This window comes from Lentzea xerophila (genome assembly GCF_051094245.1).
GTDB classification, from domain to species: domain Bacteria; phylum Actinomycetota; class Actinomycetes; order Mycobacteriales; family Pseudonocardiaceae; genus Lentzea; species Lentzea xerophila.
In genome coordinates this window covers 44038-67186 of record NZ_CP194934.1, presented here as the reverse complement: position 1 = coordinate 67186, position 23149 = coordinate 44038, and the positions used below count along the sequence as shown (strand labels likewise).

22 protein-coding genes and 3 tRNA genes are annotated in these 23149 nt (G+C 68.5%); 16 read left to right on the top strand and 9 right to left on the bottom strand.

What is annotated here, in order from left to right; genetic code table 11:
- Positions 1–48 precede the first annotated feature (48 nt).
- From ACRSBM_RS00320 to ACRSBM_RS00290, 7 genes are all read left to right on the top strand, one after another.
- Positions 49–615 carry an HhH-GPD-type base excision DNA repair protein gene (locus tag ACRSBM_RS00320; RefSeq protein WP_434438485.1) on the top strand — a complete coding sequence of 189 codons (567 nt, stop codon included), beginning with the start codon at positions 49–51 and terminating at the stop codon, positions 613–615.
- Between the two features lie 84 nt (positions 616–699).
- Positions 700–1632 (top strand): hypothetical protein, encoded by a 933-nt coding sequence (locus ACRSBM_RS00315; RefSeq protein WP_434438483.1) that lies wholly within the window; start codon positions 700–702, stop codon positions 1630–1632.
- 37 nt (positions 1633–1669) lie between these two features.
- The gene (locus tag ACRSBM_RS00310) at positions 1670–3046 is read left to right on the top strand and encodes a serine/threonine-protein kinase (RefSeq protein ID WP_434438481.1); all 1377 of its coding nucleotides are present in this window, start codon (positions 1670–1672) and stop codon (positions 3044–3046) included.
- A gap of 112 nt (positions 3047–3158) precedes the next feature.
- Positions 3159–3869: an ABC transporter permease gene (locus ACRSBM_RS00305; RefSeq protein WP_434438479.1), complete on the top strand. Its 711-nt coding sequence runs from the start codon at positions 3159–3161 to the stop codon at positions 3867–3869.
- Positions 3862–4659, top strand: coding sequence for an ABC transporter permease (locus tag ACRSBM_RS00300; protein ID WP_434438477.1), 798 nt, complete (start codon positions 3862–3864; stop codon positions 4657–4659). The genes ACRSBM_RS00305 and ACRSBM_RS00300 overlap by 8 nt, the downstream gene beginning before the upstream one ends.
- Positions 4656–5627 (top strand): ABC transporter ATP-binding protein, encoded by a 972-nt coding sequence (locus ACRSBM_RS00295; protein ID WP_434438475.1) that lies wholly within the window; start codon positions 4656–4658, stop codon positions 5625–5627. Before ACRSBM_RS00300 ends, ACRSBM_RS00295 begins: the two co-directional genes overlap by 4 nt.
- A gap of 45 nt (positions 5628–5672) precedes the next feature.
- Positions 5673–6020, top strand: a complete 348-nt coding sequence (locus tag ACRSBM_RS00290; protein WP_434438474.1) for a bacteriophage spanin2 family protein — start codon at positions 5673–5675, stop codon at positions 6018–6020.
- A gap of 48 nt (positions 6021–6068) precedes the next feature.
- On the opposite strand, the gene ACRSBM_RS00285 is transcribed toward ACRSBM_RS00290, so the two are convergent.
- Positions 6069–6341, bottom strand: coding sequence for a zinc ribbon domain-containing protein (locus ACRSBM_RS00285; RefSeq protein ID WP_434452903.1), 273 nt, complete (start codon positions 6339–6341; stop codon positions 6069–6071).
- A 123-nt stretch (positions 6342–6464) separates the two neighbouring features.
- Between ACRSBM_RS00285 and ACRSBM_RS00280 the strand changes: the two genes are divergently transcribed.
- The gene (locus ACRSBM_RS00280; protein ID WP_434438473.1) at positions 6465–6656 is read left to right on the top strand and encodes a DUF1918 domain-containing protein; all 192 of its coding nucleotides are present in this window, start codon (positions 6465–6467) and stop codon (positions 6654–6656) included.
- Here the strand turns inward: ACRSBM_RS00280 and ACRSBM_RS00275 are convergent.
- The gene (locus ACRSBM_RS00275; protein WP_434438471.1) at positions 6653–7468 is read right to left on the bottom strand and encodes an inositol monophosphatase family protein; all 816 of its coding nucleotides are present in this window, start codon (positions 7466–7468) and stop codon (positions 6653–6655) included. The two genes, ACRSBM_RS00280 and ACRSBM_RS00275, sit on opposite strands and share 4 nt — an antisense overlap.
- A 25-nt stretch (positions 7469–7493) precedes the next feature.
- The gene (locus tag ACRSBM_RS00270) at positions 7494–8474 is read right to left on the bottom strand and encodes a malate dehydrogenase (RefSeq protein WP_434438470.1); all 981 of its coding nucleotides are present in this window, start codon (positions 8472–8474) and stop codon (positions 7494–7496) included.
- Between the two features lie 92 nt (positions 8475–8566).
- Between ACRSBM_RS00270 and ACRSBM_RS00265 the strand changes: the two genes are divergently transcribed.
- A complete protein-coding gene (locus ACRSBM_RS00265) occupies positions 8567–9166 on the top strand; it encodes a pentapeptide repeat-containing protein (protein ID WP_434438468.1) in 600 nt (199 codons plus the stop codon).
- On the opposite strand, the gene ACRSBM_RS00260 is transcribed toward ACRSBM_RS00265, so the two are convergent.
- The gene (locus tag ACRSBM_RS00260; protein WP_434438466.1) at positions 9152–11881 is read right to left on the bottom strand and encodes a glycohydrolase toxin TNT-related protein; all 2730 of its coding nucleotides are present in this window, start codon (positions 11879–11881) and stop codon (positions 9152–9154) included. The two genes, ACRSBM_RS00265 and ACRSBM_RS00260, sit on opposite strands and share 15 nt — an antisense overlap.
- A gap of 138 nt (positions 11882–12019) precedes the next feature.
- On the opposite strand from ACRSBM_RS00260, the gene ACRSBM_RS00255 reads away from it, so the two are divergent.
- From ACRSBM_RS00255 to ACRSBM_RS00245, 3 genes are read left to right on the top strand one after another with little or no spacing between them, the layout of a single operon-like run.
- The gene (locus ACRSBM_RS00255) at positions 12020–12940 is read left to right on the top strand and encodes a DMT family transporter (protein WP_434438464.1); all 921 of its coding nucleotides are present in this window, start codon (positions 12020–12022) and stop codon (positions 12938–12940) included.
- A complete protein-coding gene (locus ACRSBM_RS00250; protein WP_434438462.1) occupies positions 12937–13785 on the top strand; it encodes a bifunctional methylenetetrahydrofolate dehydrogenase/methenyltetrahydrofolate cyclohydrolase in 849 nt (282 codons plus the stop codon). Before ACRSBM_RS00255 ends, ACRSBM_RS00250 begins: the two co-directional genes overlap by 4 nt.
- 13 nt (positions 13786–13798) lie before the next feature.
- Positions 13799–14092 (top strand): DUF3017 domain-containing protein, encoded by a 294-nt coding sequence (locus tag ACRSBM_RS00245; protein WP_090005596.1) that lies wholly within the window; start codon positions 13799–13801, stop codon positions 14090–14092.
- Here the strand turns inward: ACRSBM_RS00245 and ACRSBM_RS00240 are convergent.
- Positions 14082–14651, bottom strand: coding sequence for a TetR/AcrR family transcriptional regulator (locus ACRSBM_RS00240; RefSeq protein WP_434438460.1), 570 nt, complete (start codon positions 14649–14651; stop codon positions 14082–14084). The genes ACRSBM_RS00245 and ACRSBM_RS00240 overlap by 11 nt on opposite strands.
- Positions 14652–14749: 98 nt before the next feature.
- On the opposite strand from ACRSBM_RS00240, the gene ACRSBM_RS00235 reads away from it, so the two are divergent.
- From ACRSBM_RS00235 to ACRSBM_RS00220, 4 genes are all read left to right on the top strand, one after another.
- Entirely contained in the window at positions 14750–15319 is a 570-nt protein-coding gene (locus tag ACRSBM_RS00235; RefSeq protein WP_434438458.1) for a dihydrofolate reductase family protein, read from the top strand.
- Positions 15320–15579: 260 nt separating this feature from the next.
- Positions 15580–15651: transfer RNA gene (locus tag ACRSBM_RS00230), tRNA-Arg, on the top strand.
- A 104-nt stretch (positions 15652–15755) separates the two neighbouring features.
- A tRNA-Phe gene (locus tag ACRSBM_RS00225) sits at positions 15756–15827 on the top strand.
- A gap of 11 nt (positions 15828–15838) precedes the next feature.
- Positions 15839–15927 (top strand) — tRNA-Ser (locus tag ACRSBM_RS00220).
- Positions 15928–16099: 172 nt separating this feature from the next.
- On the opposite strand, the gene ACRSBM_RS00215 is transcribed toward ACRSBM_RS00220, so the two are convergent.
- The 4 genes from ACRSBM_RS00215 to ACRSBM_RS00200 all read right to left on the bottom strand — a co-directional run bounded on the left by ACRSBM_RS00215 (position 16100) and on the right by ACRSBM_RS00200 (position 23088).
- On the bottom strand, positions 16100–16513 hold the full coding sequence (locus tag ACRSBM_RS00215) for a DUF6262 family protein (RefSeq protein WP_434438456.1): 414 nt from the start codon (positions 16511–16513) through the stop codon (positions 16100–16102).
- Positions 16506–18143 (bottom strand): tyrosine-type recombinase/integrase, encoded by a 1638-nt coding sequence (locus ACRSBM_RS00210; RefSeq protein ID WP_434438455.1) that lies wholly within the window; start codon positions 18141–18143, stop codon positions 16506–16508. Before ACRSBM_RS00210 ends, ACRSBM_RS00215 begins: the two co-directional genes overlap by 8 nt.
- 374 nt (positions 18144–18517) lie before the next feature.
- Positions 18518–19660, bottom strand: a complete 1143-nt coding sequence (locus ACRSBM_RS00205; protein ID WP_434438453.1) for a tyrosine-type recombinase/integrase — start codon at positions 19658–19660, stop codon at positions 18518–18520.
- Between the two features lie 140 nt (positions 19661–19800).
- Entirely contained in the window at positions 19801–23088 is a 3288-nt protein-coding gene (locus ACRSBM_RS00200; RefSeq protein ID WP_434438451.1) for an error-prone DNA polymerase, read from the bottom strand.
- Positions 23089–23149 lie beyond the last annotated feature (61 nt).

Sequence of the window (23149 nt, the reverse complement as noted above, 5' to 3'; positions counted from 1 at the left end):
GTTCGCCAGGATTCGTGCCCGTCCGGTGGCCATGTCAGGATTGCCGCCATGACCCGCACGTTGTGCCTCGCGCAGAACCCCGACGCGGACGCACTCCTCGCGTCGGACATGTTCGCCCTGCTCACCGGAATGCTGCTGGACCAACAAATCCCGATGGAGAAGGCCTTCTCCGGCCCCAAAGTCCTCGCCGACCGCATGGGCGGCCTGGACGTGCACCGCATCGCCGAGGCCGACCCCGAGGCCTTCGCCACCATCATGGCCACGCCGCCCGCCGTGCACCGGTTCCCCGGCTCGATGGCCAAGCGGGTGCAGGCGCTGTCGCAGTTCGTCGTCGAGACCTACGACGGTGACGTCACGCGGATCTGGGCCGAGGGGGACGGTGCCGCGGTGCTCAAGCGGCTCAAGGCGTTGCCTGGGTTCGGGGACCAGAAGGCCAGGATCTTCCTCGCACTTTTGGGCAAACAGTTCGGCATCACGCCCGAGGGGTGGCGTGAGGCGGCCGGGCACTACGGGGACGAAGGAAGCCGACGTAGCGTGGCTGATGTGACGGACCAGAAGTCGTTGCTCGAGGTTCGCGACTTCAAGAAGGCCGCGAAGGCCGCCGCCAAGAAGTAGCGCCGCTGCTCGCCGTCTGGTCCACTGGGCGTACGCCGCCAGCCCGCGCGAGGTGATCCTGCCTCGTCGGAGAAAGGGCGGTTTGTGTTGCGCATCAAGGCGATCGGCGTTTTCACGGTCCTCGCGCTCGGCCTGGCGGCCAGTACCGCCGACGCCGCCACCACGTGGCCTGGCGGCTCGGCCACGAAGGTCGCGGACGGGACGAACGTCTTCGGCACGAACCTCAGCGGGGTGTCGTTCGAGAGTCCGGACGTCGTGTGGGCGGTGAAGAACGGGCCGTCCACGCTCTACCGGCTCGTGCCCGGTGGTGATGGCACGTGGAAGGTCGACCAGAAGCGGTCGCTCAGGTTCCCGGCCGGGCAGGGTGATCCGGACACCGAGGGTGTGGTCTTCACGCCGAACGGACTGTTCGTGGCCGTGGAGCGCGACAACGACGACAGCGACGTGAGCACGCCGAAGATCCTCAAGCTCGGCGCGGGCAGCACCGCGGCCGCCGAGTGGGATCTCGGTGGCATGCCGGAGGTCGATCCCAACGACGGGCCCGAGGCCATCTCCTGGGTGCCGGACTCGTTCCTCACGCGCAACGGCTTCCAGGACAGCGCCGGCCGGACCTACGATCCCGCCGACTACCCCGGCCACGGCAGCGGGTTGTTCTTCGTCGGGCTCGAGGCGACGGGTGAGGTGTACGTGTACGCCTTGCAGGGCACCAGTGCCACGCTGCTGACCAAGTTCGCGAGCGGGCACAGGCAGGTCATGGACCTGGAGTTCGACGGCGGCAAGCTATGGGCGATCTGCGACGACAACTGCGCCGGGCGGACGACGACGCTCGCCATCAGCGGCGGCAAGTTCAAGGTGACGGCGACGTACGACCGGCCGGCCAAGCTGCCGAACGTGAACCTCGAAGGCTTCGCGATATCGCCGAGCTGCGTCAACGGCAAGAAGGCCGTGTTGTGGGCGGACGACGACAACACGAGCCGCCACGCGCTGCGCAGCGGAACGCTGAACTGCACGGTTTAGAGCGGGATTGTCGGGGTGCGGAACTAAGCTGCCGCGCGTGACCGCACCTCACATCCCCGGCCTGACCGACCTGAGACCCTTGGGCGCAGGCGGGTTCGCCACCGTCTACACCGCCCATCAGGCACAACTGGGTCGCGACGTCGCCATCAAGATCGACAACCGGGTGCTCGTGGACGAACGGGACCGGAGGCGGTTCCTGCGTGAGGCGCGGGCGGCGGCCAAGTTGTCGGGGCATCCGCACGTCGTCGGGGTGCACGACGCGAACATCACGCAGCAAGGCACGCCGTACATCGTCATGGAGCTGTGCACCGGCGGGTCGCTCGCCGACCAGCTCGACCAACGCGGGCCGTTGCACCCGGAGGAGGTCCGCGACCTCGGTGTGAAGCTCGCGGACGCGCTCGCCGCGGCGCACCAGGAAGGCGTGCTGCACCGGGACATCAAGCCCGCCAACATCCTCGTCGACCGGTACGGCACGCCGAAGCTCGCCGACTTCGGGCTCGCGGCGCTGCTCGACGCGCAGGGCGGCAGCACGGTCACACGTGACGCCCTGAGTCCCAGCTACGCGCCGCCGGAGGCGTTCGCGATGGCCGAGCCGACGCCGCAGGCCGACGTCTACTCGCTCGCCGCGACGCTCTACACGTTGCTCGCCGGCAAGCCGCCGCGTCCGGTGCCGTGGCCGATCAGCAGCTTCGACCAGCTCGGCGAGGTCCTGCGCCGGCCGATCACCGCGGTTCCCGGGGTCCCGCCGGCCCTGCACGAGGCACTGGCGAGGGCGCTGCACCCGGACGCGAACCTGCGCACGCCGAGTGCCGCACAGCTCCGCGACGAACTGGTCGACCCGATGCGGCAGCCCACCGTGCCGGTCGCTCCCCCGCCCAAGCGGAAGGCGTGGCCGCTGGTCGCCGCCGCGGCCGGGCTGGTCGTCGTGGTGGTCGCGGGTGTGCTCGCGTGGAACGTCCTCGACAAGGAACAGGCGACCGCGCAGGGCCCCGGACCGGCGACGACGCAGCCCGGCGGTGCCGAGGACATCCCGCCGTTCCTCAAGAAGTGCGACACCGCTGGGTTCTGCGTCGACAAGTCGACCTGCTTCCGCGGCGTCACGAACATCGGCGGTATGCCCGCGGTCGCGCGGAAGGTCGGCAGCTGCGCGGACCTGCACTACTGGGAGGCGTTCTCGGGCGGCTGGCTCTCCGGCGAGATCCCGGCGGTCGACTCCGACGAGCTCATGGCCTCGCCGGAGCTGAAGGACGTCTGCACGCCCGCGGTGATGAAGGCGAACACGCGGCCGACCGTCGACACGACGGGCTGGAGGATGACCGCCGTCGGCTTCAAGGACGGCACGCGCAACTACTTCCTCTGCCTGGCTTCGCAGCCGGAGGCGGGCGAAGTCGTCACCAGCGCGTTCGGCAGTTGAGAAAATCCACTTGCGACGGTCACTAACGTAGATCGACGTGCGTGTCCACGCCGATTTGATCATTGCTGGATTCCGAAGGTACTCGACCTACCGACAAGCGATGCTGGCCGGAATGACCACGAACGTGGTCTTCGGCCTGTTGCGGGTCGCGATCCTCGTCGCCGCTCTCAAAGCGGCGAACGGCGAGATCGCGGACTACGACGTCGCTGCCGCCAACACCTACGTCTGGATCGGGCAGGGGCTGCTCGGGTTCGTCCTGTTGTGGGGCACCAACGAGCTCGCCGAGCGCGTGCGATCCGGTGACGTGGTGGTAGACCTCTATCGGCCCTGGCACCTGCAGAGCGCCCTTCTCGCGGAGGACGTCGGGCGGGGCGGTTACTCGTTCCTGACGAGGCTCGTTCCGCCGATGGTGTTCGGCATGTTGTTGTTCCCCTTCCAGTTCCCCGCCACGGCGGTGCAGTGGCCGCTGTTCCTGGTCAGCGCCCTCATCGCGCTGGTGGCGAGTTTCGGCGTGCGGTTCCTGGTGGAGGTCAGCTCGTTCTGGCTGATCGACAACCGGGGGCTGTACGGGTTCTGGAACGTCTCCTCCGGCCTGCTGTGCGGGCTGACGGTGCCCGTCGCGTTCTTCCCCGAGTGGGCGCGGGACGTGCTGTGGATGACGCCGTTCCCGGCGTTGCTGCAGGCACCGATCGACGTGTTCCTCGGGCACGGGAACCCGCTGAAGATCCTGCTGTACCAGGCGTTCTGGGCCGCGGTGATCTTCGCGCTGGGCCACTTCGCGCTGCAGCGCGCGGTGCGCAAGGTGGTGGTGCAGGGTGGCTGACTTCGTCTACCCCAAGCTCATCGGCGCGCGGCTGCGGAGCCAGCTGTCCTACCGGGCGTCGTTCGCGCTGGACTTCCTGACGCAGGTGCTGGCGCAGGGGTACGAGATGATCGTCATCCTGGTCCTCTTCACCCGGATCGACGCGCTCGGCGGGTTCTCCCAGAACGAAGTGCTGCTGATGTACGCGTTCGCGGGCGCGGCGTTCGGGGTGGCGGACCTGTTCGCCGGGCAGCTCGACAACCTGCCGACCTACATCCGCACGGGCAGTTTCGACGTGTTGCTGATGCGGCCGTTGCGCACGTTGCCGCAGATCATGTGCTCGGACATCCGGTTGCGCAGGATCGGGCGCATCACCGGCGCTCTCGCCGTGATGTGCTACGCGCTGGCACACGTGCCGATCGACTGGACGCCGGCCAAGGTCGTGCTCACTATCGTGACGCCGATGGCGGGCGCGGTCATCTACAGCGCGGTCTGGGTGGCCGCGTGCTCGATCTGCTTCTGGATCGTCGAGGGACGCGAGTTCGCGAACGCGGTCACCTACGGCAGCAACGCCTTCACGTCGTACCCGATCAACGTCTACTCACGGCCGCTGCGCTGGCTGATGGCGTTCGTCGTGCCGGGGGCGTTCGTCGCGTACTACCCGAGCCTCGCGCTGCTCGGGAGAGAGGATCCGCTCGGTCTGCCGGGCTGGGTCGGCTGGACATCACCGCTCGTCGCGGCACTGGCGGCGGGAGTCGCCGCGCTGGTGTGGCGGTTCGCGGTCAGGCACTACCGGGGAACGGGATCATGATCGAGGTCAGGGAGCTCCGCAGGGAGTTCAAGGTCGCCACGTCGAAAGGCCTGCGGCGCAACTACAAGACCGTCACGGCGGTCGACGGCGTCACGTTCGGCGTCGAGGCCGGGGAAGCCGTCGGGTACGTGGGGCCGAACGGGGCCGGCAAGTCCACGACGATCAAGATGCTGACCGGGATCCTGGTGCCGACCAGCGGTCACGTCAGGGTCAACGGGGTGGATCCGTCGAGGCAGCGGCGCGATCTCGCGAAACGCATCGGCGTCGTGTTCGGTCAGCGCAGTCAGCTCTGGTGGGACCTGCCGCTGAAGGACAGCTTCGACCTGCTCAGGTCGATCTACCGCGTGTCGGCCGGCGACCACGGCAAGCGCCTCGACGAGTGCGTCGAGCTCCTCGGCCTGCAGGACCTGCTGATGACCCCGGTGCGGCAGCTCTCGCTGGGTCAGCGGATGCGCGGCGAGATCACCGCCGCCCTCCTGCACGCCCCGGAACTGCTGGTGCTCGACGAGCCGACGATCGGCCTGGACCTCGAGTCCAAGGAACGGCTCAGGGAGTTCCTGGCGGACATCAACACCCGCCGCGGCACCACGCTCCTGCTCACCACGCATGACCTGGACGACATCGAACGCCTCTGCCCGCGACTGATGGTGATCGACCACGGCCGCGTGCTCGCCGACGGCCCGTTGGAGGCGTTGCGCGCCGAGGTCACCCCGGAACGTGAGCTCGTCATCGACCTCAGGGAACCCGGTCCGGCACCGGACGTCCCAGGAGTGACGGCGGTGCGCAGCGAGGCGAACGGGCTGCGGCACCACCTCACGTTCAGGAGGGCGGAGACGACGGCGGCACAGTTGATCACCCAGGTGGTGCGGCAGGTGGAGGTCCACGACCTCGCCGTCGTGGAGCCGGAAATCGACGACGTCATCCGAAAGCTCTACCAACGCCAACTCGATCAAGACGTACGTCGGTAGAGTCGACAGCAACACAAACGGACAGTTCGGGCAAGAGGAGAGCGAATGCGCCTAGTCGGACCGCTGGCAGCAGCCGTCATCGCGTTGGGCAGCCTGACGGCGTGCGACACGATTCAGGGCGTCAGTGACACCGCGGACAAGGTGAAGCTGTGCGCCGATGCGATCGCGCTGGTGGGCTTCTCGCCGGACATGAGCGATCCGCAGAAGGCGCTGGAGGAGACCCAGGCGAAGGCCAAGGAGCTCGAGGCCCTCGCGAACTCCTCGCCGGACGAGCAGGTGAAGAAGGCTCTCGAAGAAGCGGCCAACGGCATGCAGAACGTCGGCTCCGCGGCCGACTGGGTGCAGCAGAAGGCCGACCTCGCCGCGAAGGTCTCCGCCGCCTGCGGTGGATGAGCACTAGAGCCGTTACCTGAAACGTAAGTGAACGTGAGTCCACGGTGCTCAGGCAGTCGTCGCTTTGCGGCGGCGGCGTTGACCCGCACCAGATGGTGCGGGTCTTCCCGTGGCGGTACCCGCTGCCCACACGGTGTGGGTCTGACATGGGTTTCCATCGGGCTTGGTTAGCGTCCCGGCGCAACTCGCCGCGGACGTGCCGCTCGCTGTCTCGCCGACGAGTGCAGCGAGGTTGCGGGCGGCGTTGAAGTCACGATCGAGCACGAGGCCGCACTCATCGCAGTGGTACGCCCGGACACGCAACGGCAGTTTGGTTTTCACCGCATCCACCCACGTTCCACCAACAGTTACGTTGAGCCCTGTTGCGCACCTCCGGTGTCGGCCTAGGCTTTAACGCGTTCACGCGCCATGCCTCACGCCGCACACCGGAGGTGTTGCAGCATCATGCAAGCAACAGTGGGTGACAGGCTCCACGTCCACAGCCGCTCCATCGGACTCGAGGAACGCCTGGGCGAGATCCTCGAAGTACGCGGGACCGACGGCCATCCGCCCTACCTGGTCCGTTTCAACGACGGCCACGAGGGCCTGGTCTTCCCCGGACCGGACTGCATCGTCGAGCCGCGGGGCGCCGTCTAGCCCCCGAGCACCGTCGCGATCAACTCCTCGGCGAGCTGAGGAGTCGCTGCCGCCACGCCTGACCACCGGTGGGTCAGGTCGGGTTCGAACGTGAACGGCCGCCCCCGCAGGTCGACCAGCACACCTCCTGCGGCAGGCACGGTGACCAGCGCCGTCGCGAGGTCCATGATCCGGTGCGTGTCGCTGCCCGGATCGATGAAGGCGTCGACCGTGCCCTCCGCGACCAGCATGGTTTCCAGGCAGGTCGTGCACAGCACCCGGATGCGGTCGGCGCGGTTCGCGATGCGCAGCCACGCGTCCTGAGTGCCTGTTTTCGGGCGCATCATGCACACCGACGCGCCGTCGAGCGACGTTCGTCCGGTCGTGCGGAACGGCGTGGGGACTCCTGCGCGCGCGTGCCACGCACGGCCCGTGTCGAACCACGTCGTCAACGCTTCTGTCGCCGTGCCGTCCTCGACGACAGCGCCGGCGAAACACGAAAGAGGGACACCGAACGCGGCGTTCGCGGACCCGTCGACCGGGTCGATGACGAGGGTGACCGCCGAGCCGTTGTCGACGAAGCCGGCTTCCTCGGAGAGCAGGTTCACGCGATTGCGGTGGATGGACTCCAGGATCGCGTCCTCGACGATGCGATCGACGCGCATCGTCGGTGTTCCGTCGGCGCCGTCCGCCACTTCTTCGCGGAGCTCGAGGCGCGTGTGCAGAGATCGGGCACGCCCGTACGCCGCCGACGCCGCACGGGCGGCGTCAGCGAGCGCGGGGTGCACGTCGTCGGAGAGCTGTGGCTGGGGAACGTCCCAAGGAATCAGCACGTTCCCCACACTGCCACGGAACAGCTCAGATCAGGCCGAGGCCCTTCACGGCGTCGCGCTCCTCGACCAGCTCGGCCACGGAGGCGTCGATGCGGGCGCGGGAGAACTCGTCGATCTCCAGGCCCTGGATGATCTCGTACGAACCACCGGAGCACTTGACCGGGAACGACGAGATGATGCCCTCGGGCACGCCGTACGAACCGTCCGACGGGATGGCCATCGAGGTCCACTCGGTGCCGTTGACCCAGTCGTAGACGTGGTCGATGGCGGCGTTCGCGGCCGACGCGGCCGAGGAGGCGCCACGGGCCTCGATGATCGCCGCGCCGCGCTTGGCGACGGTCGGGATGAAGTCGTTCTCGAGCCACGCCTGGTCGTTCACGGCCTCGGCGGCGGTCTTGCCGCCCACCTTGGCGTGGAACAGGTCGGGGTACTGGGTGGCCGAGTGGTTGCCCCAGATCGTCATGTTCTCGATCTCGGTGACCGCGACGCCCAGCTTCTTCGACAGCTGCGACAGGGCGCGGTTGTGGTCGAGGCGCGTCATCGCGGTGAAGCGCTCACGCGGGACGTCCGGCGCGTGCTGCTGGGCGATGAGGGCGTTGGTGTTGGCCGGGTTGCCGACCACGAGCACCTTCACGTCGTCCGCGGCGCCGGCGTTGATCGCCTCGCCCTGCGGCTTGAAGATGCCGCCGTTGGCCTCGAGCAGGTCGCCGCGCTCCATGCCCTTGGTGCGGGGGCGGGCGCCGACGAGCAGGGCCACGTTCACGCCGTCGAACGCGGTCTTCGCGTCGTCGGTGATCGTGATGCCCTTGAGCAGCGGGAAGGCGCAGTCGTCGAGCTCCATCGCGGTGCCCTCGGCGGCCTTCAGCGCCGGGGTGATCTCCAGCAGCCGCAGGTTGACCGGGGTGTCCGGGCCGAGCAGGTGGCCGGAAGCGATGCGGAAGAGCAGTGCGTAGCCGATCTGGCCGGCCGCACCGGTGACAGTGACGTTCACGGGCGTGCGGGTCATGAGCCTTCCCGAATGACGGTCCTCGTTGACGTCGGGCAGGTCGCCCGGCGACCCGCACGTTACCAACACGTGGACTCTGCGAGAGTGTGAGAGTGGACAACCTGGTCGTAGAGGTCGGCGAGGACTACGCCGACGCCAACCTGCACGGACAGCACTGGGAGAAGCGGTCTTTCACCGACTGCGACTTCACCGAAGCCGATCTCCGCGAACTCGTCACGGCGGGCTGCACGTTCACCCGGTGCGACTTCACCCGGACGGACCTCGGCGAGTCGAAGCACACCGCGACGGCGTTCCGGCAGTGCACCTTCGACCGCACGGTGCTGACACGCAGCACGTTCACGTCGTGCAGCCTCATGGGTTCGAACTTCGTCGACTGCGTGCTGCGGCCGATCACCTTCACCGAGGTCGACTTCACGCTGGCGTCGTTCGTGAAGGCCCCGCTGTACGGCCTGAAGCTGCAGGGGCAGCGGTTCCACGAGACGAACCTCAGCGAGGCGGACCTGCGCAACACCGACCTGAGCCAGGCGGACCTGATGGGCGCGCGGCTGCTCGACGCGAAGCTGGAGGGCGCGGACCTGCGCGGCGCGCGCGTCGACGCGAACGGGCTCCGGCAGGCCAAGCTCGCCGGAGCCCTGATCGACATCGACACGGCGATCGCCTTCGCCGCGGCTTACGGGCTAGTTGTCAGCTGATCCCGAGATCTCCACGAGCACGCCGTCCGCGACCATCTCCTCGATCGCCTTCGGCAGCAGGTAGGCGGTGCCGCCGCCCGGCTGCTCGAACCACGGCACGGCCACGCCGGTCAGCACCTCGAGCGGGCGGCGCAACCGGTACACGCGGTACGGGCGGTTGATCCACGACGGCACGAGGCTGCGTTCGGGGAACGGCGTGCCCGCCACGTAGACGAGGTTGCCGGTCTGGTCGCCGTAGCGGTCGACCTCGGTGCCCGCCGGCAGCTCGAACATCTGCTTGTGGCGGAACAACGTCAGCGGCGGCTCGCCCGCGAGCGGTGAGATCGGGAACTTCCGCTTCGACGGTTCCTCCTGCGCCACGGCGGCGGCCACCGGTGAGGATGCCTGCTGCGGTGGTGCGGGCGGCGGTGGCGTGGGCTGCGGTGCGGGCGGCGGGACCGGCTGCACCTGCGTCGGAGCCTGGGCCTGCGGCTGCGGCGGCATCGGCGGCCGCTGCGGTGGAACGGGACGGCGCGGCTCCTCGCGGAAGCCGTTGCTCATCGGGCGCGGTGGTGGTGGCTGGGGCGCCCGCGGGATCGTGCGGAAGTTGCCCAGCACCAGCTTGCCCACCAGGTACGCCGACGCCTCCTCGACCTTGTCGAACCGCACTGGGCTCTTCGGGCCGTGGTCGAACCAGCACACCTCCCAGCTGTCGCCGTCGAGGTGCAGCGTCCAGGTGCGGTCGGCGGGCTCGCCGATCCGGTACACGCCGTGCGGCACGTTGAGGTCGTCGAGCGCGCGGCGCGTGCCAGCCAGTTCCCGGTCCTCCTCCGGCGTGACCTGGCGCGGCGGCAGCACCGGCTCCGGCTCCGGCTCGGGTTCCGGCTCGGGTTCGGGCTCGGGCTCGGGCTCGTTGAACAGCGCCGCGTCGAACTGGGTCGTCTCCTCAGACCGCGTGGGAGCGGGCACGGGCACCGGGAGCACCGGCGGGGGCTCGACGGGGTCCGCGACCGGCTCCGGCTCGAAGTGCGAGTCGAGCTGGGCCTCGAACCGCGCGTCGGCCTCCGGCTCGAACTGGGGCTCGAACGAGGTGGTCGACTCGACCTCGGCCTCGGCCAGGTCCGGCTCGATCCGGGGCTCGAACGAGGTCGTGGACTCGATCTCGGTCTCGGCCAGGTCCGGCTCGTCGTCGGCGACCGGCGCGGCCGACACGACCGGGTGTTCCTCGGTGACCTCGGCAGCGCCCGCCAGCGGCTCGTCGAGGACCGGACTCCACGCCATCGTGTCCTGCATGACGTCGCGGGGGCGTTCCTCGGTGTCCCCGATCAGGTGATCGGTGACCTCTTCCTCGCGGTGGTGCGTCAGGAGTTCGGGCTCGCGGTGATGGGTGAGGAGCTCGGGCTCGTCCGGCCCCGCGGTGGGGATCTCGGGCTTGTCGGCGACGTCGGCGTGGTCGGTCTCGGGAACCGCTTCCTCCGCCTGCTCGGCGACCACCTCCGGAACGACCTCCGGTTCCTCCTCGACCTCGCTCGGGTGCGGCGCGAAGAGGTCCATGCCGGCGCCGTAGGTGTCGCGCAGGGTCCTGTCGTCGACGGTGCCGGGCACGCCGTCCGAGTCGAAGACCACCCGGTAGGGAGGGCCGTCGCCGGCCAGCGCCGGTGTCGCCACGGCGAGCGTGGCGCCGGCGTCGTCCCGCGCGGGCTCGGGGTCCGGCTCAATCTGCGGTTGCACGGTGGTGACCTCGTTGGCCTGCTGCTCGGGGTAGAGCGGCTCGAAGTCGTACTCCTCCGGCCCCTCCTCGAACTTCTGGGCGTCGACCTTCTGCGCCTCGAACTTCGGCGCGGCGACGAACTGCGTCTCGTCGGCGGCCGGTGCGGGCTCCGGCCGGGGTTCCGGCTCTGACGACGCCGGCACCACGGTGCCGGGAGGCGCGGCCGGAGCACCGAGGTTCGCCGCGGCGGCGAGCCTCGACTCCTCGGAGACCTCGGGCAGGCTGAAACCGGCGGCACGCGCGCGTTCGACCAGCTCGGGCTCGGGCGGCACGCCGTAGCGGCGCAGGTAGAACGAGACGCCCGCGGGCCAGATCCACACGCCGTCGGTCTGGAACCCGGACGGCACGACCGGCGGCGCGTCGGGATGCAGCACGTCGTTGTCGAAGCCACGTCCGGCCACGGCGACCGGAGCGTTCGACAGGTACGCGAGCAGCGGCGCGACCTCGGGTTCCGGCACCGGCGGCCGGTTGACCGACGGGCGGCCGTTCGGTCCGGCGCCGTCGAAGACGCGGACCGTGCGGAACACCGGCGTCGGCGGGTTCAGCCTGCGGCGCAGCCAGTCCGGCACGTTCTCGTCGGCGCGCGGGAAGAACCGCATCTCGTCGACGTAGGCCTGCTGCGGAGGAGGCGTCTGCCAGCTCGGCTCCGCGCGGTCGAAGTCGAGGTTGTAGCTGGAGGGGTGGTCGAGCTGGTAGCGGGCGTTCGTCCAGCTGCCCCTGCCCTCCCGGTGCATGCCGGCGCGCAACCGCGCGAACAGCGAGGCGACCTCCTGCGGCGCCGCCCACGAGCGCTTGGAGCCGTCCTGCAGCTTGAGTTCGGCCTCCAGTTCGAAGTACCGGCCGGTGGCTCGGTACTGGGCGGTCACACTGCGCCAGTCCTCTGGTGCGGCCCGCATCAGAGTCAGGCCGATCTGCTTAACCAGAGCGTCCTGCTCGGTAGGGTTCAACGGCTTCGGCTCGGACACGCCAACATCTTCCCCCGCAACTCGCCGGATCGCACACGTCCCCCGCCGCTGCGCCGAACGGTGGAGGACCGACCATAACGCGGTCGACGTGCTCGGTTAAAGCTGATCAAGAACACCGGCGTGGGGGATGGAGGGCATGTGACGCGGTCCGCGCAGGTGACCGGCGGTCTGCTGGCGGCGGCGGGTGGCGTGGCCATCGCGGTGCAGGCTCGGGTGAACGGGTCGCTCGCGCAGTCGCTGGGCAACGGCCTGCTCGCGGCGTTGATCTCCTTCGCCGGCGGGTGGTTCGTGCTTCTCGCGGTCGTCGGGTCACGACGGTCCGGCCGGGACGGGCTGCTGCGGTTGCGCGACGCGCTCAGGCACCGCCGCATCCGCTGGTGGGAGTGCGCCGGCGGGATCAGCGGCGCGGTGCTGGTGGGCTCGCAGGGGCTCGCGGTCGCGACCATCGGTGTGGCGGTGTTCACGGTCGCGGTCGTCATCGGGCAGGTCGTGAGCAGCATGGTCGTCGACAACCTCGGTGTCGGGCCCGGCGAACCGAAGCCGATCACGAGGACCCGTGTCGCCGGAGCGGGCGTCGGTGTCGTCGCCGTCATGGTCGCGGTCTCGAACCAGTTCACGTCCCCCGGCGCGTTGTGGCTCGCGCTGCTGCCGCTGGTCGCGGGCCTGCTGATGGGCTGGCAGCAGGCGGTGAACGGGCTGGTGCGCGAGGCCGCGGCGAACTCCGCGGCGGCCATTCTGGTGAACTTCAGCGTGGGCACGGCGGCGTTGGCACTGGTCAACGCCCTGACGTGGGGCGGGGTGCCCGGCGCGGTCCCGTCCGGTTGGTGGCTCTACCTGGGCGGGTTGCTGGGCATCGTCGGTGTCGGCGGCGCGATCATGTCCGTGCGGTTCATCGGCGTGCTGATGGTCGGGCTCTGCGGGGTGTGCGGGCAGCTCATCGGGGCCGTGCTGCTGGACGCGGTGAGCGGGCACCTGGCGTCGCCGACCGTGATCGGCGTGGTGCTGACGCTGGTGTCGGTGGGCGTCGCGGCCCTGCCCAATGGGAGGATGAGGCCGTGACTGCGACGCTGCTCAACGGCAACGAAACCCGGAACGCGCTGTTCGAGGACCTCAAGGCGCGGGTCGCCGCGCTGCCCGGCTCGGTCGGTCTGGCCACCGTGCTGGTCGGCGACGACCCCGGCTCGCACTCGTACGTCAAGGGCAAGCACCGTGCGTGCGAGAAGGTCGGGATCTCGTCGATCCGGCGTGACCTGCCCGAGTCGACCACGCAGGAGGAGCTGGAGGCCGTCATCGACGAGCTGAACGCGAACCCCGAGGTCACCGCCTACATCGTGCAGCTGCCACTGCCGAAGCACCTGAACGCGAACGCGATCCTGGAGCGCATCGACCCGGCCAAGGACGGCGACGGCCTGCACCCGGTCAACCTCGGCAAGCTGGTCCTCGGCGAGGACGCCGCGCTGCCCGCGACCCCGCGCGGCATCGTGGAGCTGCTGCGCCGCTACGACGTGCCGATCGCGGGCGCGAACGTCACCGTCGTCGGCCGCGGCGTCACCGTCGGCCGCCCGATCGGCCTGCTGCTGACCCGCCGCTCCGAGAACGCCACCGTGACGCTGTGCCACACCGGCACCAAGGACCTCGCGGCCGAGGTGCGCCGCGCGGACATCGTGATCGCCGGCGCGGGCAGCCCCGGCCTGATCACCGCGGACATGGTCAAGCCGGGCGCGGCCGTGGTCGACGTCGGCATCACCCGCACCGAGGCCGGCCTGGTCGGCGACGTGGCACCGGAGGTCCGCGAGGTCGCCGGCTGGCTCGCCCCGATCCCCGGTGGCGCGGGCCCGATGACCGTCGCGATGCTGCTGACCAACACCGTCGAAGCCGCCGAGCGCGCCCATGCAGCGGTCTGACGCCGAGGCGCTCATGCCGGAACAGCGCTGGCGCTCGGGCCCCGCGAAGCACCTGCCGTTCGCGCTGGTGCTCGGAGTCGGCGCGCTCGGACTGGTGCGGATCTTCCAGTACCACTGGCGGCAGGGCGCGGTCCTGCTGGGCGTGTCGCTGCTGGTCGCGGCGGTGCTGCGGATCCTCGTGACCGACGAGCAGGCGGGCCTGATCAAGATCCGCGGCCGCGGCATGGACGCGTTCCTCTACTCCACCCTGGGCGTCGTGGTGATCGCCGTCGCCCTGACGATCACCGGCGGCCCGCTCAGCCGATAGCGCGCTCGACGAGGACCTCGACGAGCTCGTCGAGGTCCATCGGCGCCACCACGTCCGGCAGGGTCAGCCGTTCGTAGATCAACCCCGTCATCGCGAAGTAGAGCGCGATGATGGTCATCCTGTCGCCGGGCAGCTTCGCCTCCTCGTTGAACGCGACGTTGGCCTCGATGTTGTCGGCGATCGTCTTCGTGAGCGCCTTCTGGATCTCCGGCCTTCTCGTCGCCTCCAGCCGCAGCTCCATCATGGCGAGGTAGCAGGCCTTGTCGGCGTCCGCCCGCTTGATGATGTCGTGCATGAACTTCACCGTCAGCGACCTGTCGCGCGGCAGCGCCAGTGACTCCGCGACGGACTCGTCGGACGGCATGAGCCTCTCGTGCACCCGTGTCATCACCGCCGACATCAGCTCGTCGCGGTTCGCGAAGTAGTTCGACGCCGTGCCCGCCGGCACCCCCGCCTTCGCGTCGATCGCGCGGTAGGTCAGCCCCCGCGCACCCTCCTCGGCCAGGACGTCGATCGCCGCGTCCAGCAGAGCAGTTCGCCGTGCCTCGTTCCGGACCACGTTTCCTCCTTGACAACCACTACAGACATAGTACTACAGTTGTCGTGGTTACGCCGCCTGCGGAGCAGCGGCAAGCAGACACTGAGGGGAAGATCGTTTTGCGAAAGCTCGTTTACTACGTCGCCGTCACGCTCGACGGGTTCATCGCCGCCGAAGACGGGACCTTCGACGGGTTCATCTTCGAAGGCGACCACATGGCCGGCATCAACGCCGAGTACCCGGACACGCTGCCCACCCAGCTCCGCGAGGCACTCGGCCTGCAGCACGCGCCGAACCGGCACTTCGACACGGTGCTGATGGGCCGCAACACCTACCAGGTCCCCGGCGGGCTGGCCTCGCCCTACGCGCACCTGCGCCAGTTCGTCGTGTCGACCCAGGTGACCGGCACGCCGGACGACGTCGAGGTGATCCGCGAGGACGTCGTCAGCCGCGTCCGGGCACTGAAGGAGGAGGACGGCCTCGACATCTGGCTGTGCGGCGGCGGCAAGCTGGCCGCCGAACTGCTGCCGGAGATCGACACGCTGCTGTTCAAGTTCCACCCTGTGGTGTTCGGGCGCGGTATCCCGTTGTTCGACGGGAAGACCGACATCACGAAGTTCCAGCGCACCGATGCGCGACTGTTCGAGAGCGGAGTTTCCTTCATGACTTACGAACGCGTCGCGAAATAATGATTGACGGGCGCCGCGTGCGCCCGCAATACTTGTGCCACACACCAAGCCGAAGGGGAACGTCATGACGAGCCACGAGATGCGGGATCTGCGCTTCACCAGCGCTGCCGCCGCGTGCGGGCGCTCGTCCCGATTTCCCCGCTCCTCGCGACCGTTTTCGCAGGTGAGCTCCTTGTAGTGGCATGACGTCACGCCACTCAGGGAGCCGCCCATCGGGAAACCGATCAGGGCGGCTCTCTTATTTGTGGCGCATTTAATTCGCCCTTGTAGCTCAATGGAGAGAGTGCGGCGCTACGAACGCCGAGATTCAGGTTCGACTCCTGGCAGGGGTACTTCCGGGTGCGAGGGAGACGGCAACCCGCCTCATTTGGGATGAGGAAACACCGCGTTCGACTCGCGGGCATCCGACTGGAAAGGCGTCCTCCGGGACGCGCAAGGCTCTTCAGCTCAACCGGCAGAGCACCGGGGTGAAGATCCGGTGGTCAGGGTTCGACCCCCTGGGGAGCCACGCAGTACGAAGGAGGATTGGCCGAGTCTGGTATGGCACCTGTCTCGAAAACAGTGGTCAGCGCGCGAGCGCTGCGCAGGTTCGAATCCTGCATCCTCCGCTCCACCTGATTCGCCGTGTCCTCTGAAGTGCTGGTGGCGGCACGCCCGACTGTTACGCGGGAGGACCAGGTTCGAATCTTATCTTGAGGTGCCGCCACAGATGCGCAGGTCAGCTACCATTTTTCTGTCGTGGAAAATCTACCACGTAGGCCGCACCGATACCGGGCGGCGTTACTTCGCGTGACGCCGTAGTCGAGCACGAAGATCGGACACTTCGCCGCGCAGCGCCTCGATCGTCGTCGTCTGCTCAGCGATCGTCTGGTTGGCCTTTTCCAGCTTCTCGGTCGCCACTGCAAGCTGCACACGCAGGGACGCCGCTGACGCTGCCTCGGCACCGTTCCGGGCCCGAGAACCCGATCTGGGCCGACCGACTTTCTTTATGCGCTCCGTCAGCTCGCCGTGCTTGTACAGGAAGCTCTGCGAGACCTGCGCCTCGGCGGCCACGCTGGCAAATGTCACCGGCGCTTCGCGGTTGGCCAGGACCGTGATCGCCCGATGGGTCCGCGCGACAGCGTCGGCGGACCGAGTTTCGGCGGACTCTCTGAGCCGAGCGACCCGTCTATCCCGACCCTGCTGATCAGGCACTCTCGTCTCCATCTTGCTCGTCGGGACCGAGAATCTGGTCCAGTCGCTCAAGCATCGGCTGGTTGAGCGCAACGACCTTCTCATCGCCGGCTGTCAGTGCTTCGTTGACCAACAGCTTCAACCGGCGCCGGTGCGAGCTGTTGCTTTCCTCGACTCCGTCACCCTCGGGGCGGAAGAACGTGCAGTCCAAGCATGGATTTGGCCGGAAGTCGCAGCTCATGTTGCCCGGCAGAGTGCACGCGCCGTTGGGCAGAACCACCGAGAACTTCTCTCGCAGCCGCTCAACCGAGGGCACCAGGCGGCGTTGTGCCGCCTCGTGGTTCTGGCTCGCATGGAACTCGGCCGCCTTCCGAGCGAGCGTGTCGTCGGTGATCATGGCGTAGTGGGAGGTCATGGTGCCAGTGAGGTGGCCAAGGAACGCTTGCACCTCGGACTGAGACCAGTTGTTGTTCAGCAACGCGGTGCCGATCGTGTGTCGGAAGCGGTGCACTGCGCCGCCACTGATCGCCTCGCCAGTGACAGCCGAGTGCGTGATCCCGTGCTTGACGAACAAGGCGCGGACGAACGCCCGGAACCCACTCGATGACCACGGCGCCGCGTACGTGGCCCGGCGTTTCGTGGTGCTGCGCGGGAACAGGATTTCGGCAGCGTCGCCGAACTCAGCGCGAACCCGATCCTGCTGCTCGCGGATGGCCTCTCCGAGGCTGTCCGGGACCGGAAACCGGCGCCAGGAATCGGTCTTGCTCATGAAGTACTCGACCCAGTATCCGCCGCCAGCGTTGCGCCGAAGCACGTCGATCGGCATGACGACCAGCTCGCTGATGCGCGGGCCTGCCCAGCGGGCGAATCGCAACATGACCCGCTCGGTCTCGCCCAGCTCCGGGTCAGGGATGACCTTCTCGTCAATCAGCTGAACGACATCAGGCGGATAGGGACGGGGCGCACGGACCTTCGCCAAGACGTTCTCGCCGCGGCGCAGATACACCGGCGAGCCGAGTTCCGGCACCATGCCCTCAGCGCGAAGGGACTCAAGGATGGACGCGGCAGTCGAGACGAGCCCAAGGTTGTGTTTGGTGCTCCTCTTGAACTCGCGCACCCATGCGAGGAAGTCGAGGAACGCCTCGCGGTCGAGCATGTCCGGCTCGGTCAGTCCATCCTGGACCAGGTAAGCGTCCAGCAGGCACATGGCCTTGCCCCAGCTGGAGATCGTGCTCCACTTGCGCTGGCCTGCCAGCAGGTTGTTCTTGGCCAGCGTCTTGGTTCCGGATCGGAGCCACGGCGTCTCCACGTCGTCCCACCGGATGTTGCCGGAGGTGGCCGCGTGGTTGGTGTCGCCCAGAATGTTGGCGAAGACGCCCTTCCAGAGCCACACGTCTTCAGCCCAAGGGTCGGCGATCAGCGCACGGCTCAGCGTCGAGTAGAAGGTCCGCAGGTACCCGCGGTATGCCCGCTGGTAGCGCTCCTCGGACAGGCCGAGGTGACGCCGCAGGAGCATGTGCCACTGTTCGACATTGCGTTCGAGCACGCTGTTCATGCTGGTTCGCACGGCGATGTTCAGCAGAGCCCGCAGGAATGCGCCGAAGTTCTCGTTCGCCGTCCACTCGCCACGCAGGAACTTGATGCCGACCACGTACCGCACCTCGGTGGCCAACACGCAGGGCAGGGCTCCGAAGTCGACGGTCAGACCGCCAGACCGCTGGGAAGTCATCGGGGCCCGCCGTTGGAGCGGCCGCGCGGTAGACATCGCCCATGCCCGCTGGTCCGCTGGCTTACCGTCGCGTGTCCACTGCATGTAGTGCGCGACGCACAAGGGGACTTCGATCCTGCTGGACCGGTCGCACTCCGTTACGCAGCAACGTCCTTGCGTCCGTATCTTCCGCTCGGCCGGCGCAAGCACCGTCCACACGTCCTGGTTCCACGGTCCGTCCGGCGCCGTGAGATCCAAGTGTCCGTCCTGACGCGGAGCACCGGAGGGGGCGATGTTTTGCAGGCCGCTGTCGCCCCTCATGCGTCGACCGTCCGGGTGGGGGACTCCGGCCAGATCAGGTGCTCGGTCGCCTTGAGCCTGTCCTCCAGGTCGCTGTTGGCAAGGTGGATGTAGACGTCAGCGCTGCTGGCGAACGACTGGCCGAGCCGGGCTGCGATCTCGGCGTTCGTCCACCCGGCCTTTGCCAGCGCGGTGGCGTGGGTGTGCCGCAGGACGTGGGGGTGCAGGTGCGTACGTCCGAGCGCCCTGCTTGCCCGTTGTACGACCTGCATGGCGTTGTGGTAGCTGACGGGGCGCCCGATGGGCTCGCGTTGCAGGTTGACGAACACGTAATCGCTGTCGATGCCGGCCGGTGTGAACTCCGTCAGCAGGTAGGCGGCGTAAAGGTCGAAGAACCTGCTCGGAGCGGTAACCCAGAACGTGTTTGGCTGCTTCGAAAGGGCACCGTTGACGTTGTCGGTACGGCGTTCGATCCGCACGCGCTTGCGCATGAAGTCGAGGTCGCTGTGGCGCAGCCCGAGCGACTGTCCGACGCGCAGGCCGACATCGTAGAAGCTCGACAGCAGCAGCTCGTCTCGCTTGGTGTGCGCGGCGTCGAGCAGCACCTGGAAGTCAGCCTCGAAGCCGATGATCTCGATCTGCGAAGCACGTGCTTTCGCGGTCTTCGCCTTGGCCGGCCGTGCAAGGCGGTTGGTCGCTACGGAGTCACGTTGCTCGATGTGAGCGAGGAGGTGGTACTTGGACTTGGCCGATCGCACGATCGTGTTGGTGAGAACCAGATCGACGGGGCCGCGGCCTTCGAGCTTGTGGAACTCGTAGAACTCCCGCACGGCGGTGGCCACGGCACGGACGGAGTCGCCGTCGCGCTCTCCGCCACCGCGCTTGACGAGTGGAGGCTTGCCTGCGGCGAGGTCGGTCATGAACGCGGAGAGCTGATCGAAGGTCACTTCTGCCCAGCCGGTCCGGTGCGCGAGCAGCCATCGAAACAGCAGTGCGAGGTGATGGGTGTAGGCCCGCAAAGTGTTGACGGACCTGCCAGTCACCTTGAGCCACAGTACGTACTGGTCGACCACCTCGATCGGGATGCCGATGTCGTCAACGACCGTCCACGACAGATTGCCGGAAGGGCTGCGGGTCTTCGCCGCCCTGATGATGTTCATCGTCGTCTACCTACTCAAGTTAACAACTCGATGATGATGGTAGGTGACGGCTGGCGAAGCCTGTGGTGGACGTCGAAGAGACTTTGGGACTCACCTCAAGATAACGAATCCTGGCAGGGGAACTAGTGCCGTGACCGGCGCTAGCGGAAGTCCCGTGACTTCGACGGGATCCGCAGGTCGAGGTGCTGCAACCGGTCCGCCAGGACGCTGACCACGCCGTCGGCCGACTCGACCACGCCCCGCACGAGCATCGCACCGCTGCTGCGCGCCACCCGCCGGTACCGCGCCCACAACCCCGGCGAGCACACGACGTTCACCATCCCCGTCTCGTCCTCGATGTTGAGGAACGTGACCCCGCCCGCCGTCGCGGGCCGCTGCCGGTGCGTCACCGCGCCGCCGATCAGCACGCGCGTTCCGGGTTCCACCGCGGCGAGCGTCGTCACCGGCAGCGCGCCCATCGAGTCCAATGTGGACCGCACGAACTGCGTCGGGAAGCTGTCCGGGGACAGGCCCGTGGCCCAGACGTCCGCCACCGCCAGCTCGACGTCGTCCATGCCGGGCAACGCCGGGGCGTCGACGCCGACCGTGGTGCCGGGCAGGCGGTCGGGCCGGATGGCGGCGACCGCACCGGCCGCCCACAGCGCTTCGCGGCGTTCGAGTCCGAAGCAGGAGAAGGCGCCCGCGGTGGCGAGGGCCTCCACCTGGGCGGCGGTGAGCTGCACGCGGGTGCCGAAGTCCTCCATGTCGCGGAACGGCTGGGCGGCAACGATCCGCTCGGCGTCCGCGTCGCCGATGCCGCGCACGGCGGACAACCCGATGCGCACGGCATTGGCGCCTTCGAAGGGTTCCAGTCCCGCCCAGGGAAGCGACTTGTTCACGCACGGGCCGTGCACCGTCACGCCGTGGCGGCGGGCGTCGATCACCAGGGACTGCGGCGAGTAGAAGCCCATCGGCTGGGCGCGCAGCAGGGCCGCGCAGAACGCCGCCGGGTGGTAGAGCTTGAACCACGCGCTCACGAACACCAGATGCGCGAACGACAGGGCGTGCGACTCGGGGAAGCCGAAGTTGGCGAACGCCAGCAGCTTCGCGTAGATGTGGCCGGCCAGTTCCTCGCCGATGCCGTTCGCGGCGCAGCCCTCGTAGAAGCGGTCGCGCAGGCGTTCCATGCGGGCGGTCGACCGTTTCGCGCCCATCGCGCGGCGCAGTTCGTCGGCCTCGGCGGCGGTGAAGCCGGCCACGTCGACCGCGATCTGCATGAGCTGCTCCTGGAACAGCGGCACGCCGTAGGTCTTCTTCAGCGCGTTCTCCAGCAACGGGTGGTCGTAGTCCCACTTCTCGACCTCGTTGCGGCGCCGGATGTACGGGTGCACCGAGCCGCCCTGGATCGGGCCCGGCCTGATCAGCGCGACCTCGACGACCAGGTCGTAGAACTCGCGCGGCTTCAGGCGCGGCAACGTCGCCATCTGCGCGCGGCTTTCCACCTGGAAGACACCGACCGAGTCGGCCTTCTGCAACATCTCGTAGACGCGCTGGTCGTTGAGGTCGAGCCGGCCGATGTCGACCTCGACGCCCTCGTGGTCGCGGACCAGGTCGATGGCGTAGTGCAGCGCGGAGAGCATGCCGAGGCCGAGCAGGTCGAACTTCACCAGGCCGATGGACGCGCAGTCGTCCTTGTCCCACTGCAGGACCGTGCGCTTGTCCATGCGCGCCTTCTCCACCGGGCACACCTCGCTGACCGGGCGGTTGCAGATCACCATGCCGCCGGAGTGGATGCCGAGGTGGCGCGGGAAGTTCTCCAGCTGTGCGGACAGCTCCAGCACGTCGCGCGGGATGTCGCAGTCGTCGGTCGTGGTGGCGAGCGGGCCCCACCTGTCGATCTGCTTGCTCCACGCGTCCTGCTGGCCCGGCGAGTGGCCGAGCGCGCGGGCCATGTCGCGCACCGCGGAACGGGCGCGGTAGGTGATGACGTTCGCGACCTGCGCCGCGTGCCGCCGGCCGTACTTGGCGTAGACGTGCTGGATGACCTCCTCGCGCCGGTCGGACTCGATGTCGACGTCGATGTCGGGAGGGCCGTCGCGGGCGGGGGCGAGGAAGCGTTCGAAGAGCAGGTCGAAGCGGACCGCGTCGACGTTGGTGATGCCGAGCGCGAAGCACACCGCGGAGTTCGCGGCGCTGCCCCGGCCCTGGCAGAGGATGCCGTTGTCGTCGCAGAACTGGACGATGTCGTGCACGACGAGGAAGTAGCCGGGGAAGCCGAGCTGTTCGATGATCTTCAGCTCGTGCTCGATCTGCTGGTACGCCTTGTCGTTGCCGTCGCCGAACCGCCGGCGCGCGCCCCGGTAGGTCAGCTCGCGCAGCCAGCTGCTCTCGGTGTGGCCGGGCGGCACGTCGAACGGCGGCAGCTTCGGCGCGACCAGCCTCAGGTCGAACGCGAGCTGCATGCCGAGCAACGCGGCGTTGTGCACGGCACCGGGGAACCGGCGGAACCGGTGCCACATCTCCTCACCGCTGCGCAGGAACGCGGCGGGTGACGGCGGCAGCCACCCGGCCATCTCGTCGAGGCTGCTCCGCGCGCGCACCGCGGCCATCGCGGCGGCGAGCCTGCCCCGGCTCGGGGTCGCGTAGTGCGCGGCGTTCGTCGCCACGACGGGCAGGTTCAGCTTCTGCGCCATCGCGAACAGGATGTCGTTGCGCCTGCTGTCCTCCGGCAGGCCGTGGTCGGTCAGCTCGACGTGGACGCGTCCCCTGCCGAACAGGTCGGTGAGCCTGACGATCTCCTCGTACGCCGCCTCCGGGCCTTCCCTGACGAGCGCCCTGCGGACGGTTCCCTTGCGGCAGCCCGTCAGCACCACGACGTCACCCTTGGTGTCGGCCACGATCTGGTCGATGTCGTAGACGGGTCTGCCCTTCTCCGCACCGTCGTCGAGGTGCCCGGTGGTGAGCGTGCGGCACAGCGCGTGGTAGCCGTCCTGTTGGCGCGCAAGGAGAAGGAGGTGATCACCCTCGGGATCCGGTGCGCCGTTGGCGGGCTTGCTCAGGCCGAGGCTCAGCTCGGCGCCGAACACCGTGTGCATCCCGAGCTCCTTGGCGGCCTCGGCGAAGCGCACCACGCCGTACATGCCGTCGTGGTCGGTGATCGCGATGGCGTCGAGCTTGAGCCGTTGCGCCTCCTCGACGAGCTCCTCGGGGTGGCTCGCGCCGTCGAGCCAGCTGAAGTTGGAATGGCAGTGCAGCTCCGCGTACGGCACGCGCTTGCGGGTGACCGCACCCTCGTCCACGCGCAGCTCGAAACCCGGCGGGGCGGTGTACCGGTCGCGGCGCCGTGACCACGCCGGACCGTCGCCACCGTCGGGTTTCTGCTCCACGGGCTTGCCGGAGAGGGCTCGTTCGAGGTCCTTCCAGCGGACCGGCGGGTTGTTCCAGCCCATCAGGCTCCCTGCTCAGGTGCCTTGCGCGGCAACGGGATCAGGGCCTCCAGCAGATCCCAGT

What these genes read in the sequence shown, in the direction of transcription:
- ACRSBM_RS00320 (WP_434438485.1), top strand. Translation starts at nt 49, where the DNA reads ATGACCCGCACGTTGTGCCTCGCGCAGAACCCCGACGCGGACGCACTC.
- ACRSBM_RS00305 (WP_434438479.1), top strand. Translation starts at nt 3,159, where the DNA reads ATGACCACGAACGTGGTCTTCGGCCTGTTGCGGGTCGCGATCCTCGTC.
- ACRSBM_RS00295 (WP_434438475.1), top strand. Translation starts at nt 4,656, where the DNA reads ATGATCGAGGTCAGGGAGCTCCGCAGGGAGTTCAAGGTCGCCACGTCG.
- ACRSBM_RS00290 (WP_434438474.1), top strand. Translation starts at nt 5,673, where the DNA reads ATGCGCCTAGTCGGACCGCTGGCAGCAGCCGTCATCGCGTTGGGCAGC.
- ACRSBM_RS00280 (WP_434438473.1), top strand. Translation starts at nt 6,465, where the DNA reads ATGCAAGCAACAGTGGGTGACAGGCTCCACGTCCACAGCCGCTCCATC.
- ACRSBM_RS00270 (WP_434438470.1), bottom strand. Translation starts at nt 8,474, where the DNA reads ATGACCCGCACGCCCGTGAACGTCACTGTCACCGGTGCGGCCGGCCAG.
- ACRSBM_RS00245 (WP_090005596.1), top strand. Translation starts at nt 13,799, where the DNA reads ATGCCGGAACAGCGCTGGCGCTCGGGCCCCGCGAAGCACCTGCCGTTC.
- ACRSBM_RS00205 (WP_434438453.1), bottom strand. Translation starts at nt 19,660, where the DNA reads ATGAACATCATCAGGGCGGCGAAGACCCGCAGCCCTTCCGGCAATCTG.
- ACRSBM_RS00200 (WP_434438451.1), bottom strand. Translation starts at nt 23,088, where the DNA reads ATGGGCTGGAACAACCCGCCGGTCCGCTGGAAGGACCTCGAACGAGCC.